Origin of the sequence: Psychrobacter sp. ASPA161_9 (genome assembly GCF_051970275.1) — a bacterium.
Taxonomy (GTDB): domain Bacteria; phylum Pseudomonadota; class Gammaproteobacteria; order Pseudomonadales; family Moraxellaceae; genus Psychrobacter.
In genome coordinates this window covers 227,486-240,926 of record NZ_JBEFNI010000001.1, presented here as the reverse complement: position 1 = coordinate 240,926, position 13,441 = coordinate 227,486, and the positions used below count along the sequence as shown (strand labels likewise).

At 41.5% G+C, this 13,441-nt stretch carries 10 protein-coding genes; 7 read left to right on the top strand and 3 right to left on the bottom strand.

Annotation, left to right across the window (positions count from 1 at the left end; all coding sequences use genetic code 11):
* Nucleotides 1-213 precede the first annotated feature (213 nt).
* The gene (locus tag ACTQ9S_RS00910) at nucleotides 214-1,170 is read right to left on the bottom strand and encodes a hypothetical protein (protein WP_440453312.1); all 957 of its coding nucleotides are present in this window, start codon (nucleotides 1,168-1,170) and stop codon (nucleotides 214-216) included.
* A 228-nt stretch (nucleotides 1,171-1,398) separates the two neighbouring features.
* Here ACTQ9S_RS00910 and ACTQ9S_RS00905 point away from each other — a divergent pair, with 228 nt between their 5' ends.
* From ACTQ9S_RS00905 to acnD, 5 genes are all read left to right on the top strand, one after another.
* Nucleotides 1,399-2,379: a LysR family transcriptional regulator gene (locus ACTQ9S_RS00905; protein WP_440453310.1), complete on the top strand. Its 981-nt coding sequence runs from the start codon at nucleotides 1,399-1,401 to the stop codon at nucleotides 2,377-2,379.
* A gap of 309 nt (nucleotides 2,380-2,688) precedes the next feature.
* A complete protein-coding gene (locus ACTQ9S_RS00900; RefSeq protein WP_440453308.1) occupies nucleotides 2,689-3,975 on the top strand; it encodes an NRAMP family divalent metal transporter in 1,287 nt (428 codons plus the stop codon).
* Between the two features lie 508 nt (nucleotides 3,976-4,483).
* Nucleotides 4,484-5,377 carry a methylisocitrate lyase gene (gene prpB, locus ACTQ9S_RS00895; protein WP_068327803.1) on the top strand — a complete coding sequence of 298 codons (894 nt, stop codon included), beginning with the start codon at nucleotides 4,484-4,486 and terminating at the stop codon, nucleotides 5,375-5,377.
* Between the two features lie 106 nt (nucleotides 5,378-5,483).
* Nucleotides 5,484-6,611, top strand: coding sequence for a bifunctional 2-methylcitrate synthase/citrate synthase (gene prpC / locus ACTQ9S_RS00890; RefSeq protein WP_440453306.1), 1,128 nt, complete (start codon nucleotides 5,484-5,486; stop codon nucleotides 6,609-6,611).
* Nucleotides 6,612-6,816: 205 nt separating this feature from the next.
* The gene (gene acnD, locus ACTQ9S_RS00885) at nucleotides 6,817-9,450 is read left to right on the top strand and encodes a Fe/S-dependent 2-methylisocitrate dehydratase AcnD (RefSeq protein WP_440453674.1); all 2,634 of its coding nucleotides are present in this window, start codon (nucleotides 6,817-6,819) and stop codon (nucleotides 9,448-9,450) included.
* Between the two features lie 110 nt (nucleotides 9,451-9,560).
* On the opposite strand, the gene ACTQ9S_RS00880 is transcribed toward acnD, so the two are convergent.
* Together ACTQ9S_RS00880 and ACTQ9S_RS00875 are read right to left on the bottom strand one after the other, a co-directional pair.
* The gene (locus ACTQ9S_RS00880) at nucleotides 9,561-9,851 is read right to left on the bottom strand and encodes a type II toxin-antitoxin system RelE/ParE family toxin (protein WP_440453305.1); all 291 of its coding nucleotides are present in this window, start codon (nucleotides 9,849-9,851) and stop codon (nucleotides 9,561-9,563) included.
* Nucleotides 9,852-9,868: 17 nt separating this feature from the next.
* Entirely contained in the window at nucleotides 9,869-10,090 is a 222-nt protein-coding gene (locus tag ACTQ9S_RS00875) for a TA system antitoxin ParD family protein (RefSeq protein ID WP_068035855.1), read from the bottom strand.
* A 100-nt stretch (nucleotides 10,091-10,190) separates the two neighbouring features.
* Here ACTQ9S_RS00875 and prpF point away from each other — a divergent pair, with 100 nt between their 5' ends.
* Nucleotides 10,191-11,438 (top strand): 2-methylaconitate cis-trans isomerase PrpF, encoded by a 1,248-nt coding sequence (gene prpF / locus ACTQ9S_RS00870; protein ID WP_440453303.1) that lies wholly within the window; start codon nucleotides 10,191-10,193, stop codon nucleotides 11,436-11,438.
* A 133-nt stretch (nucleotides 11,439-11,571) separates the two neighbouring features.
* Complete coding sequence (locus ACTQ9S_RS00865; RefSeq protein ID WP_068035852.1) at nucleotides 11,572-13,419, top strand: ABC transporter ATP-binding protein; 1,848 nt, start codon at nucleotides 11,572-11,574, stop codon at nucleotides 13,417-13,419.
* Nucleotides 13,420-13,441: the final 22 nt, after the last annotated feature.

Sequence of the window (13,441 nt, the reverse complement as noted above, 5' to 3'; positions counted from 1 at the left end):
AAATAGTTGTTTATTAAAAAAATAAATTTAATTACAAAAGTTCATTTAAATTATTTTGTTTACATTTGGTATTTTATTAATCTACTTTCTTATTTTTTTATAAATAAATAGCATTAATTTTATTTTTTTGAAAATATTTTAACTATAGATCGTAAGTTATTGTTTACAATAAATTATTTTAAGCGCTTATAACTTAACTATAGTTTTCAATGATTAGTTGTTGGCTTCTCGATATAAAGTGCTCTGCGCCTCTTTTGCAAAATCTTCATAACTAATGACCGTTTCAGTTTTAGCGTTATCAGTCTTAATATTTTCAGCTTTGCTTTCAGTATTTTTTTTGGGTGCTGGACTTTTTGTGATTGTTTTTGATGACGTATTTTGTTTTGGGTCATTAATTGACTCAGACTTAACGTTTTCATCTCCATCTATTGATTTTTCCCCAGCGACTATCTCATTACGATTATCCAAAATCAAGTCCTCTGTACTTAGACTATCAAGACTTACATCATTGGCTTCAACTACTGTCTCATCATTATTTGCTGGCTCAGCACTGGCAGTTGACACACTTGTACTTGTTTCAGTTTTTTGCGAATTGTTTGAAGTTAGGTAATCGTTCAAGGTCGCAAAAATGCCAGTAGCGTTTAACAGTATGGCAGTAAGTACGCTGAGTAATAAGCCGCAGACAATACCAGTTATTAATAATTTCAAACCACTAACTTGCCTGCCTTTTAATACGCCTACCTTTTTAGCATCTGAGCCTATACTAGACTCAGTGGCTGACACTAATATGGCATCGTCAAACGTAGTACTATCTTCTAAAGACAGCTCCATTGCGTTATCTTCATCGTTAGATGTAATAGTATTTGTTTCTTGGGTATCTAATTTTTGTTCAGGGCTTATAACAAACTGCAGCTCTTCATCACTTAAAGGCTCGTATACAGATGTGTCATCGAGACTGGTCTGATTATTCTCGTCAGTTTTGTCATTAGAACCAGAGCCATTGATGCTTTGAACTCGATTAATAAAGCGCTCATAAATATCGCTGGTTTTATTATTATTGGTTTTCGTATAATTACTTTTAGATAAATCTCCTTCGATATCTGATTTATTATTGTTTAAGTTATCGTCTAAGATATTGTTTTCTATATTATAGTTATCTAAATCATTCATATGATAATAAACCAAGTTATGTCATTATTCTTAAGTGACCGCTAGAATTACGTTATGATGCTGATATCTGATTAATGTCTTGCTAGCTAATTAATAGTTTTGAAGCATAATTTGGTTTGCTAGTATTAATTTGGTGCCGAAGTAGCAAAATCTATGCCAGCCTTACAGATAACACTATGCACCTAATTAAAGACAAAAAATAAAGCGACTGTGATAGGACTATAAACCATGGATTTAAAGCAGCTTAATGCCTTTATTGCTATCGCTGATCTAAAAAGCTTTAGTGCGGCAGCTGAGATAACGGGCTTATCGCAGCCTAGTCTTAGTCGGCAGCTCAAGCAACTTGAGACTGATATGGATGTGATATTGGTTGATCGCTATCATCGTCCCCTACAACTAACAGAAGCCGGTCAATTCTTTTATGACAAAGTCAGTGCCGTATTAACAGAGCTCAATACTATTACCAGTATGACCCAGCGTTTATCAGCGCCAAGTACAGCACTTAATATTGGTTTTGTACCGTCAGTGCTCTACGGACATTTACCCGAAATTATTGCGTCTTTGAAACAACAAAGTCCTGATATTGAGGTTAATCTAAAAGACATCAGCTCCTACCAGCAAGTTGAAGCGCTTAAATCAGGTGAAATTGACATCGGCTTTGGGCGCTTTGCTCATCAAGATGCGTGGATACAGCAGATTTTATTGCGCCATGAACGCTATTTAGTGGCATTGCCCAAAGCGCACCCACTTGCTCATACCAAGGAACAACGTCTGATTGATTTGGCGAATAACCGTTTGATTCTATATCACCAAACTCATTTGCCAATGTCTACTACTGCTACCACCTTAAAAACCAGAAAAAACGGCACGCTAGATAATGAGCCTGTTACCGAACCTTTACTACACTTGTTTGCGCAATACGGTATCACGCCACTAATGACGACTGAGGTCAGCGATTTGCAAGTAGCACTTGGTCTGGTAGCTGCTGGTGAGGGTATTACTTTAGTGCCTGCCAGCCTCAAAACAGTACGTACTGAACAAATCAGTTATCAGCGCTTGATTCATGAGAATGTTACCTCCCCTATTTACCTACACACTCTCAAAGATTTTGTACACCCAAAGATACCCAATCTGCTCACCGCAATTTATCATGTCTATGAGCGGCGCGGAATTACTTATCGGCAGCAAAAATTTGTGTCAAAGCTGTAAATTATAAGAATAGTCTGAAATTATCAGATATCGGCTGCATATTGTGGTATAAAGAATCGCCAAAAAATAATCAATGCTAATGCTTGATATTAGTTATTTATTATGATAACTATCAAGAATGGCGATGCAAACAAATAGTAATAATAACTAGAATAATCATTATCCTGAAGAGCATTGGTGTGCTAAAGTCGATACGATATGAATCGTTTTATATTTTGGCCTGCCCGAGATAGAACGATTTTCTACTGATCATTGGCAAGCTGACACAGGTAAGTGATAATTTGCCGTTTTAACCATTTCGAGGTATTCATGACCACTCAACAACTCAATAATCCAAGTACAGCTGACGGTAGCTCTAACGCTCAACAAGAAGGCTTTAGCTGGCGTATCTTTGGACCAGGAATTTTGATGGCGACTGCTGCCATTGGTGGCTCGCATTTAATTTCATCAACGCAGGCGGGCGCTATATATGGCTGGCAGTTAGCGATCATGATTATTTTAGCCAACGTCTTTAAGTATCCTTTCTTTCGCTTTGGCACAGATTATGTCTACGATACTGGCGAGAGTTTAATTGCTGGTTATGCTAAGCGCTCAAAAGCGTATCTATGGATCTACTTTGTTTTATCCATCCTATCCGCAGTGATTAGTACAGGTGCAGTGACCCTACTTGCGGCAGTGATATTGGGCTTTATGCTGCCCGCTTCTGTAGGACTGTCCAGTATTGGCTTGGCTATTATCATCGTTGCTGTTTGCTGGTTCTTTCTGATTGCCGGTCACTATAAGTTGCTCGATGGGGTGACTAAATGGATTATGATTGCTCTGGTCAGTGCAACCGTATTAGCGGTCATTATTGCTGCTGGCAAGCCAACGGTGATGACCCCTGACTTTGTCGCCGCCTCCCCTTGGAATTTAGCGACTCTAGGATTTATTGTGGCTCTCATGGGCTGGATGCCAGCGCCGCTTGAATTTGCTGCCATTACCTCAATGTGGACATCTGCAAAGAGAAAAGCGGACAACACCACTCATAAACAAGGTTTGCTTGATTTTAATGTGGGCTTTTTGGTTTCTGCTGTTTTAGCGTTGTTCTTTTTATCGTTAGGTGTCTTTGTTCAGTATGGCTCTGGTCAAGAGATTCAAACCGCAGGCGTTGCTTATATTGATCAGCTAATCAATATGTATACAGCCACTATCGGTGAATGGTCAAGACTGCTAGTCGCCTTCGTCGCCTTTATGTGCATGTTTGGTACTACCATTACCTGTGCAGATGGTTATGGCCGTGCCAATGCTGAGTGCTGGCGGTTAATAAAAGGTGAGAGCGAGATTAATAAAAAGCAGATTGCTTTTTGGACGACTTATGCGATTGGTGGGGGTTTGGTTATTATCACCTTCTTTACTGGACAGTTAGGTGCTATGTTGAAGTTCGCTATGATATCCGCCTTTGTATCAGCGCCTATTTTTGGTTGGTTGAACTATTCTTTAGTAAAAAACCATCAAAAACTATCACCAGGTATGAATGCTTATTCGATTACAAGCTTACTTTTCTTAGGCGGCGTCGCCCTGTTATTCTTAGCTAACCTTGCTGGTCTGCTTGGCTAAAATCTTATCAAAAACCTAATTAAGCAATAAAAAACCAAAAGCCCTCTTAGCTGCTAGCTATCAGGGCTTTTTCTATTGTCAAAAAGATAAAATTAATAATATGCTCGATCTTCTTCTGTATTTGTATCACTGCTTATTGTCCATTATAAATGTAACTAAATATGACAACCTAGCCCGCATTAAAACAACTATGTTTATTGATATGCATAGTAAAGCGAATATATCATTAGAATATGGATATCATCATTCAAAATATGAATACTATTAATTTTTCTACAATATTTATTAATCTAAGCTAATATTCTACTGGTAATAACCTCTTTCAAACTAGGGATAATTGCGTATACTCTAAGTTAATAAAAATTCGTTATAGCAACGGATGTTTTGGTTAAGAATGAACAATGCTGAACTGAACATCTAACTAAGTATATAAAAACGAAAGAAAAAATAATAGTTAGTATCTAACTATCCCTACAGTAAGACTAACCCTCCACGCAAGGATTCTCGAATGACTTCATCATCAGCTGGCGCGCGTTTTCGCAGTGCCATGAAACAAAATAATGACAATAACCAACCGCTACAGATAGTCGGTACTATTAATGCTTATACAGCAATGATGGCAACCCAAGTCGGTCATCAAGCATTATATCTTTCTGGTGCTGGTGTAGCGAACGCCTCATTTGGTCTCCCAGACTTAGGTATGACCAGCCTTGATAATGTTCTAGAAGATGCACGCCGTATTACCGATGCTGTTGATACACCATTGCTTGTCGATATTGATACCGGCTTTGGTGGCGCATTCAACATTAGCCAAACCGTTAGAAAAATGGAAAAAGCAGGGGTTGCAGCGGTACATATCGAAGACCAAGTCGCCCAAAAGCGCTGTGGTCATCGCCCTAATAAAGAGATTGTTAGTATTTCTGAGATGGTTGATCGTCTAAAAGCCGCTCTTGATGCCAAAACTGACAGCGACTTTGTAATAATGGCGCGTACCGATGCCCTATCTGTTGAAGGGCTTGATGCTGCCGTTGAGCGTGCTGTTGCCTTCCAAGAAGCTGGTGCTGATATGATCTTTGCTGAAGCATTAACAGATATCGAGATGTACCGTAAGTTTACGGATGTACTGGATATTCCAGTACTAGCAAACATGACTGAGTTTGGTCAAACTGACCTATACACCACAGAGCAATTACATGGTGTTGGCGTAGACATGGTGTTATATCCATTATCAGCTTTCCGTGCAATGAACAAAGCTGCGCTGAACGTTTATCAGCATATCTTGTCTGATGGTACGCAAGAAAAAGTCGTTGATACCATGCAGACGCGTATGGAGCTCTATGATTTCTTAAACTATCATGAGTTTGAGCAAACACTAGATAAATTATTTGCCGACAACAAGTAAGACATAAGTCAATTAAGATATAAATAAAATCATTAGAATTTGATTTTATTTATTCATTTTTACTATCGTCCCACCCAAAAAAGCTACCAACAAAAGGAATTTAATCATGGCAGCACAGAAAGAACTATCAGGCGCAGGTCTACGCGGTCAAGTCGCAGGTAAAACAGCTCTATCAACGGTCGGAAAATCAGGCTCAGGTTTGACCTATCGCGGTTATGACGTGTCAGAGTTGGCTGATAAATGTATTTTTGAAGAAGTGGCCTACTTGCTACTTTATGGCAATTTGCCAACCCAAAGTGAGCTTGATGCCTACCAAGCCAAACTGAAAAAGCTACGTGGTCTACCGCAACCTTTAAAAGACGTGCTTGAGCGTATTCCAAGCGATGCGCATCCGATGGATGTATTGCGTACCGGTTGTTCTATGCTCGGTAACCTTGAGACTGAGACTGACTTCTCGCAAGAAAACGACCAAACTGATCGCATGCTGGCAGTGTTCCCATCGATTATCAACTATTGGTATCGCTTCACACATGACAACGTGCGCATCGAGACTGAAACTGATGATGAAACGATTGGTGGGCATTTCTTACACTTACTTAAAGGTGAAAAACCAAACGAGCTACATACTAAGGTTATGAACGTATCCTTAATCTTGTACGCAGAGCATGAGTTTAACGCCTCAACCTTTACCGCGCGCGTCTGTGCGTCTACTCTGTCAGATATCCATTCTTGTATTACGGGTGCGATTGGCTCATTGCGTGGTCATTTGCATGGCGGCGCTAATGAGGCAGCTATGGATATGATTGAAGGCTTTAGCTCACCTGATGAAGCTGAAGAAGAGATGATGGGCATGCTGGCACGTAAAGATAAGATTATGGGCTTTGGTCATGCTATCTATAGCGAATCAGATCCACGTAACGTCGTCATTAAAGGCTGGGCTGAAAAATTGGCTGCCGATGTTGGTGATGAGGTGCTATACCCAGTATCAGTACGCTGTGAAGAAGTCATGTGGCGCGAAAAGAAACTGTTCTGTAATGCTGATTTCTTCCATGCCTCTGCCTATCACTTTATGGGTATCCCAACCAAACTGTTCACGCCAATTTTTGTGTGTTCACGTCTAACTGGCTGGGCTGCTCATGTATTTGAGCAACGTGCTAACAACCGTATCATTCGCCCAAGTGCGGAATATATCGGTGAAGACTTGCGTCCAGTACCAGATATGAGCGCGCGTTAATTTTTCTTGATATAGAATATTTGTAGGGTGTGCCTTGCGTACCCTACATCTACTTTCCTTTTCTTAATAACACCTACCTTCTCAACGAGATTTTTTAGCAAAGCCTACTTCTAATACTAATGATTTTGCTAAAAGAACGATTATTTTTGAATTTCAACCAGCTAACAGCCAAAGGTGACTTATGGATAATGCCCTAGTACAACCCATGAATGAACAATTTAAAAAGCCATTACCTGGCACTGATTTATACTATTTTGACACCCGTGAAGCGATTGAGAACATTGAAACTGGTGCGTATGACAAGCTACCGTTCTGCTCAAAGGTATTGTGTGAAAACTTGGTTCGCCGTTGTCCGCCAGAAGAATTAACCGATGCGCTTAAGCAACATATCGAAGGTAAGCAAGACCTAGATTTTCCATGGTACCCTGCTCGCGTCGTTTGTCATGATATTTTAGGTCAGACCGCTTTTGTTGATTTGGCAGGTCTACGTGATGCTATCGCTGAGCAAGGCGGTGACCCATCCAAAGTGAACCCTATCGTACCAACGCAATTGATTGTTGATCATTCATTGGCCGTTGAACATGCAGGCTTTGAAGAAAACGCTTTTGAGAAAAACCGCGCTATCGAAGAGCGCCGTAACGATGACCGTTTCCACTTTATCAACTGGTGCCAGTATGCTTTTGATAACGTGAACGTCGTACCACCTGGTAACGGCATCATGCACCAAATTAACCTAGAAAAAATGTCGCCAGTCGTCCAAGTCGTACACAATAAAGCGGGTGAAGAAGTTGCCTTTGCCGATACTTTAGTCGGTACCGATAGTCATACACCAATGGTTGATGCGTTAGGGGTTATCTCAATCGGTGTTGGTGGCCTTGAAGCCGAAAGCGTGATGCTAGGTAACCCATCTTATATGCGCCTACCTGATTATGTTGGTGTCAAGTTAACGGGCAAACTGCAAAAAGGCATTACCGGTACCGATTTGGTATTGGCAATGACCGAGTTCTTGCGTGATGCAGGCGTGGTCTCTACTTATATTGAATTCTTCGGTGAAGGTGCTCGTCAATTAAGTGTTGGTGACCGTGCATCTATCTCCAATATGACGCCTGAATATGGCGCGACTGCGGCGATGTTCTATATCGATGAGCAAACCATCGACTATTTACGCCTAACGGGTCGTAGTGAAGATCAAATCAAACTGGTTGAGCAGTACGCTAAGCAGACAGGTCTATGGGCAGATGGTATGGAAAATGCCGTTTACGACCGTGTGCTTGAATTTGACTTGTCAGCAGTCGTACGTAATATGGCAGGCCCTTCACGTCCGCATGCTCGTGTTTCAACCACGGATTTGGTTGCTAAAGGTATTGCTCACGGTGAGGGTGACAAACTTCCTGAACTAGAAGATGGCTTGATGCCAGATGGTGCAGTAATTATTGCTGCGATTACCAGCTGTACCAATACCTCTAACCCTCGCAACATGGTTGCTGCTGGCCTTGTCGCCCGTAATGCTAATGCTAAAGGCCTACTACGCAAACCTTGGGTAAAATCATCATTAGCTCCAGGCTCAAAAACGGTAAAAATGTACCTAGAAGAAGCTGGACTCATGCCTGATTTACAGAAAATTGGCTTTGATGTGGTTGGTTTTGCTTGTACGACCTGTAATGGTATGAGTGGTGCATTAGACCCTGAGATCGAAAAAGAAATCATCGACCGCGACTTATTCAGTACAGCGGTACTATCTGGTAACCGTAACTTTGACGGTCGTATCCACCCATACGCCAAACAAGCCTTCTTAGCGTCACCACCGCTGGTTATCGCTTATGCCATCGCCGGTAATATTCGTTTCGATATCGAAAAAGATTCATTAGGTAAGGATCAAGACGGCAATGACGTTTATCTAAAAGACATCTGGTTTGATGACGAAGAAGTCGATGCCATCGTTGCCAAAGCCGTGAAGCCTGAGCAATTCAATGCTGTGTACATCCCTATGTTTGATGAAGCCAAAAAAGACACTGGTAAAGCATTAAGCCCATTATATAACTGGCGCGAGATGACCACTTATATCCGCCGTCCGCCGTATTGGGAAGGCAAAATGGCCAAGAAAAATGCCTTAACTGGTTTGCGCCCACTTGCTGTATTGGGTGATAACATCACCACCGACCATATGTCACCGTCTAATGCGATTTTGGGTGACTCGGCTGCTGGTGAGTACCTTGATACGATGGGTTTACCTGCAGAAGACTACAACTCTTATGCAACGCATCGCGGCGACCATTTAACCGCCCAACGTGCTACTTTTGCCAACCCTAAACTACTGAATGAAATGGTACGTGACGATGATGGTGAAATTATCCAAGGCTCATACGCCAGAGTTGAACCACAAGGTCAAGTCATGCGTATGTGGGAAGCGATTGAGACTTATATGAATCGTGAACAGCCACTTATCATCATCGCTGGTGATGGTTATGGTCAAGGCTCAAGCCGTGATTGGGCTGCTAAAGGTGTCCGTTTGGCTGGCGTGGAAGCCGTAGTCGCTGAAGATTTTGAACGTATCCATCGTCAAAACTTAGTGGGTATGGGCGCGCTACCTTTACAGTTCGAAGAAGGTACGACTCGCCATACGCTAAAAATCGATGGTTCAGAGACTTTTGATGTGACTGGCGAAGTGTCTGCTGGCGGTTTAATGACCTTGGTTATTAATCGTGCCGACGGCAGCAAAACTGAAACCCCTATCATTTGCCGTTTGGATACGGCTGATGAAGTCAAAATGTATAACGCAGGCGGTATGTTACAGCGCTTCGCCAAAGAGTTTATCGATGGCACGTTAGATATTGCGTAAGCATTATGACTTTTAAGTAATTAAAGAACCGATGTTGTATAGACTGTCTATATGGCATCGGTTTTTTAATATTTGGGTATGAAAATAATGACACTAGCACTATATAATAATCAGAGCACTAATTTAACATCACGATAAAAATTCTCATGTGTGCCAATCATTAATAAAGTGAGAACAAGCTGACCATCGTCAATCTGATAGGCCAATAATGTTAACTGTTTTAGCATTTTAAACTTATAGATACGTACGGACGATAAGTCACCCACCTTCTGCACGCCCAAATTAGGATTATCAATGATGGCACGTACAGCATCATCTAGGTCGGCTTTCTGATTTTTATGTAATTTCTTAACTGCTTTTTTAAAACTATGTGATTGAATAACACTTAAAGACTGAGTCATTATTTGTCCAAAATAAACTATCCAAATTCGTAAGGTTCAACCATACCCGCATCGACTTCTGCTTGTGCAATCAACAGCTGACGAACAAATTCATAGGATAGGTCAGGATTATCTTCCATAATTTGTCCTATGGTTGCCCAATGTTCTATTTGCTTTGGCGGGGTACGATGTTGTGCTTTTGAGATCGCATAGGCTTTATCAACTAACACTTTATTAAGACGTATGCTTGCGGTAGACATAATTTTCTCCATATTCAAAATATTAACCTTTGTGGTATTTTACCACAAAAATAGTATATTAACGACCCTCACTCTAATAAGCCGATATAAGGAATAAACAATGACCCAATCAAAAACAAAATTCGCCCCACAACACTCCGTCCCTGCTACCTATATGCGCGGCGGCACCTCAAAAGGCACCTTCTTTAAACTATCTGACTTACCTGAGCGCTGCCAAGTTGCTGGCGCGTCGCGAGATAATTTCCTATTGCGTGTGATCGGTAGCCCAGATCCCTATGGTAAGCAAATCGACGGTTTAGGTAATGGTAGCTCTAGCACGTCAAAGACGGTGATTTTGTCTAAGGCTAAGCAAGCAGACCACGATGTTAATTATTTGTTTGGACAAGTTAATATTGCCAAACCTATGATTGATTGGGCAGGTAACTGCGGTAATTTAACTGCCGCAGTTGGTGCTTGTGCGATTAATATGGGCTTGGTTGATGCGAATAAAGTAGCGGAAAGTGCCGAAAATGGTACTGGCATCTGCGAAGTCCGCATTTGGCAAGAGAATATTGGTAAAACCATTATCGCCCATGTGCCTGTATACATGGATGAGCAAGGCAAGGTACAAGTCCAAGAAACAGGCGACTTTGAGTTAGACGGTGTCACCTTCCCAGCCGCCGAAGTCAAAATTGAATTTATTGACCCAGTCGACTCTTCCAGTGATATGTTCCCGACAAACAATCTAGTCGATGACTTTGATGTGTCTGGTTGTGGTTTAGAAACTGATAGCGTCAAAGCGACTTTTATCAGTGCGGGTATCCCAACCATATTTATGAAAGCAGAAGATTTGGGCTTTACTGGTACTGAGCTGCAGGGTGATATCAATAGCGATAGCGAAACCTTAGCTAAGCTTGAGAAAATCCGTGCCAAAGGCGGGGTTGCGATGGGCTTATTTAAAGATGTTTCTGAGGCACAGGCAAGTCAGCATATTCCTAAAATTGCTTGGGTTGGCGCTGCACAAAGTTATACCGCGTCCAGTGGTAAAGAAGTTAACGCAGCAGATATTGATTTAGTGGTAAGAGCAATGAGTATGGGGCAACTACATCATGCGATGATGGGCACAGCAGCAGTTGCTATTGCCGCCGCAGCGACCACGCAAGGTACACTCGTTAATCAAGCAGCGAGCGCTGGCCAATCTGAAAAACAGTTAGGTGAAGTGCGTTTTGGGCATCCTTCTGGCACATTGTTAGTTGGCGGAAAAACTGAACAAGTCGATGGACGCTGGCAAGCCAAAAAAGTCTCAATGAGTCGCTCTGCTCGTCGTATTATGGTGGGTGAAGTTTTTGTACCAAGTGATAGTTTTTAGTTAACAGATTTTGGGATGCTGATTAAAGTCTTTATAATAGCTATCGATTTATAAGGTATATAAAAACCAATACGAATAAACGAAACCCTTTAACCATAGGGATTTAACTGAAATTAGATAGCATCTTCATATTATGAGTACTCCTCCACGCCGCGTACAATTAGATAAAAAGCCTCCGGTCGAAAAAAAAGAACGGAGAGCTTTGCTATGGGATATTCTTAAAAAGCTGGCGGTATTTGCTAAGCCTTATCGAATATTAATCATTGCTACGCTGGTGTTGACGGTGCTTGGCTCTTTTACCGCACAGGTCAATGCGTTTGTACTGCGCTACACTGTCGATACCTTGACCGAAATCGCTACCCTTGCCGAGCCTTGGGAGGCTGGTCTGCGCATGCTCGGTATCATTAGTGTCGTTTTACTGACTAAAGAGATATTGTCTATCTTTATCTCTTTTGGTCAGCGTTTTTTTGGTGAAAAGATTCGTATCAATCTGTCACGTGATTTGTCCCAGCGCATCATTGAGCGCATTCTGACCTATCGTATGGCGTTTTATACCAGTAGTGAAAACGACAGTGGCAAACTGCAAACCCGTATTGATTACGGTGTCAGCAGTCTCACAAGTTTAGTGCAAAACTTCTTTATCGACATGCTGCCCTTGTTTGCCAGCGCCATCGTTTCACTCATTATCATGTTTTCGACCAACTTTTGGATCGGTTTGGTCGGTCTTATTATCATACCCATTTACTTTTTTATCAGTCAAAAGCAAGCGCGGCGCTTGCAAGGCTTTCGCAGGCAGATGCGCGGCTTTAGAGAAGCCAAGAGCGGGCTTGTCATTTCATTAATTAATTCGATCAGCGTGGTCAAATCTTTTGTGCGTGAATCTATTGAGGCTGAGAAGCACTTAAAGATTCAAAAAGAGATGACCGACAATCAGCTTAGAATTCGTAGCATTGGTTTTATTTATGATGCGGTTAAGACCTTTATTGAACAGATTGGGGTGGTGGTTATCATCCTGCTTACTGCTTACTTTGTCTTGAATGGTCAGATGACCATCGGTATGATTTTATTCCATGTGATGCTATTTCAAAACGTCGCTGCCCCTATTCGCCAGTTACATCGCATTTATGACCAAATTAACAATGCGCTGACTTATGCCGAAGGATTTTTCGAAATCTTAGAAGATGATGAGCAAGTCGAAAATGTCAATGGGATGAGCAGTAAAAATTTAAAAGGTCATATCGAGCTCAAAAATGTCGATTTTACTTATCCTAATGGCACGCAGGCGCTAAAAGATGTCAGCTTCACCATTAAACCCAATCGTATTACTGCGCTAGTTGGTTTAAGCGGTGCAGGTAAAAGCACCATTATTAATTTATTGGTGAAATTTTATGAGCCAGATGCTGGCACGATATACTTGGATGGTCATAATTTAGCCGATTGTGATACCCATGAATTACGCCAGCGCATCGGTCTGGTGTTACAAAGCAATCATATTTTTTCAGGCACCATCAGTGAAAATATCCGTTATGGCAATATGGACGCGACCGATGAGGATATTATTGTCGCTGCTAAAAAAGCCTCTATCCATGAGCAAGTTATAAAGCTGGCTCACGGTTATGAGAGTACGGCAAAGTCCTTATCGGGTGGTCAGCAGCAGCGTATCGCACTGGCAAGGATGTTTCTAAAAGATCCGCCAATTGTGTTTTTAGACGAACCAACGGCCAGTCTGGATGCGATTGCCAGTCAACAAGTCAAAAAGAGCTTAGACCTGATTAAAAGAGATCGCACAGTGATTATGGTCTCGCACAATATTGCCCAAATTATCGATGCCGATGATTTAGTGGTCATAGAAAATGGTCAAGTGGTTGAGACGGGCACACATGAAGAGCTGTATGAGAAACGTGGTAAGTACTTTGAGATATTTAGTGCCATGTCTGATAGCTTGAACTTGGACAAAATTAGTCAAACACTAAAGGGTTAAGTATATATAATAGTGGATTATT

What these genes read in the sequence shown, in the direction of transcription:
- ACTQ9S_RS00900 (WP_440453308.1), top strand. Translation starts at nt 2,689, where the DNA reads ATGACCACTCAACAACTCAATAATCCAAGTACAGCTGACGGTAGCTCT.
- ACTQ9S_RS00865 (WP_068035852.1), top strand. Translation starts at nt 11,572, where the DNA reads ATGAGTACTCCTCCACGCCGCGTACAATTAGATAAAAAGCCTCCGGTC.
- ACTQ9S_RS00875 (WP_068035855.1), bottom strand. Translation starts at nt 10,090, where the DNA reads ATGTCTACCGCAAGCATACGTCTTAATAAAGTGTTAGTTGATAAAGCC.
- prpF (WP_440453303.1), top strand. Translation starts at nt 10,191, where the DNA reads ATGACCCAATCAAAAACAAAATTCGCCCCACAACACTCCGTCCCTGCT.
- prpC (WP_440453306.1), top strand. Translation starts at nt 5,484, where the DNA reads ATGGCAGCACAGAAAGAACTATCAGGCGCAGGTCTACGCGGTCAAGTC.
- acnD (WP_440453674.1), top strand. Translation starts at nt 6,817, where the DNA reads ATGAATGAACAATTTAAAAAGCCATTACCTGGCACTGATTTATACTAT.
- ACTQ9S_RS00905 (WP_440453310.1), top strand. Translation starts at nt 1,399, where the DNA reads ATGGATTTAAAGCAGCTTAATGCCTTTATTGCTATCGCTGATCTAAAA.
- prpB (WP_068327803.1), top strand. Translation starts at nt 4,484, where the DNA reads ATGACTTCATCATCAGCTGGCGCGCGTTTTCGCAGTGCCATGAAACAA.
- ACTQ9S_RS00910 (WP_440453312.1), bottom strand. Translation starts at nt 1,170, where the DNA reads ATGAATGATTTAGATAACTATAATATAGAAAACAATATCTTAGACGAT.
- ACTQ9S_RS00880 (WP_440453305.1), bottom strand. Translation starts at nt 9,851, where the DNA reads ATGACTCAGTCTTTAAGTGTTATTCAATCACATAGTTTTAAAAAAGCA.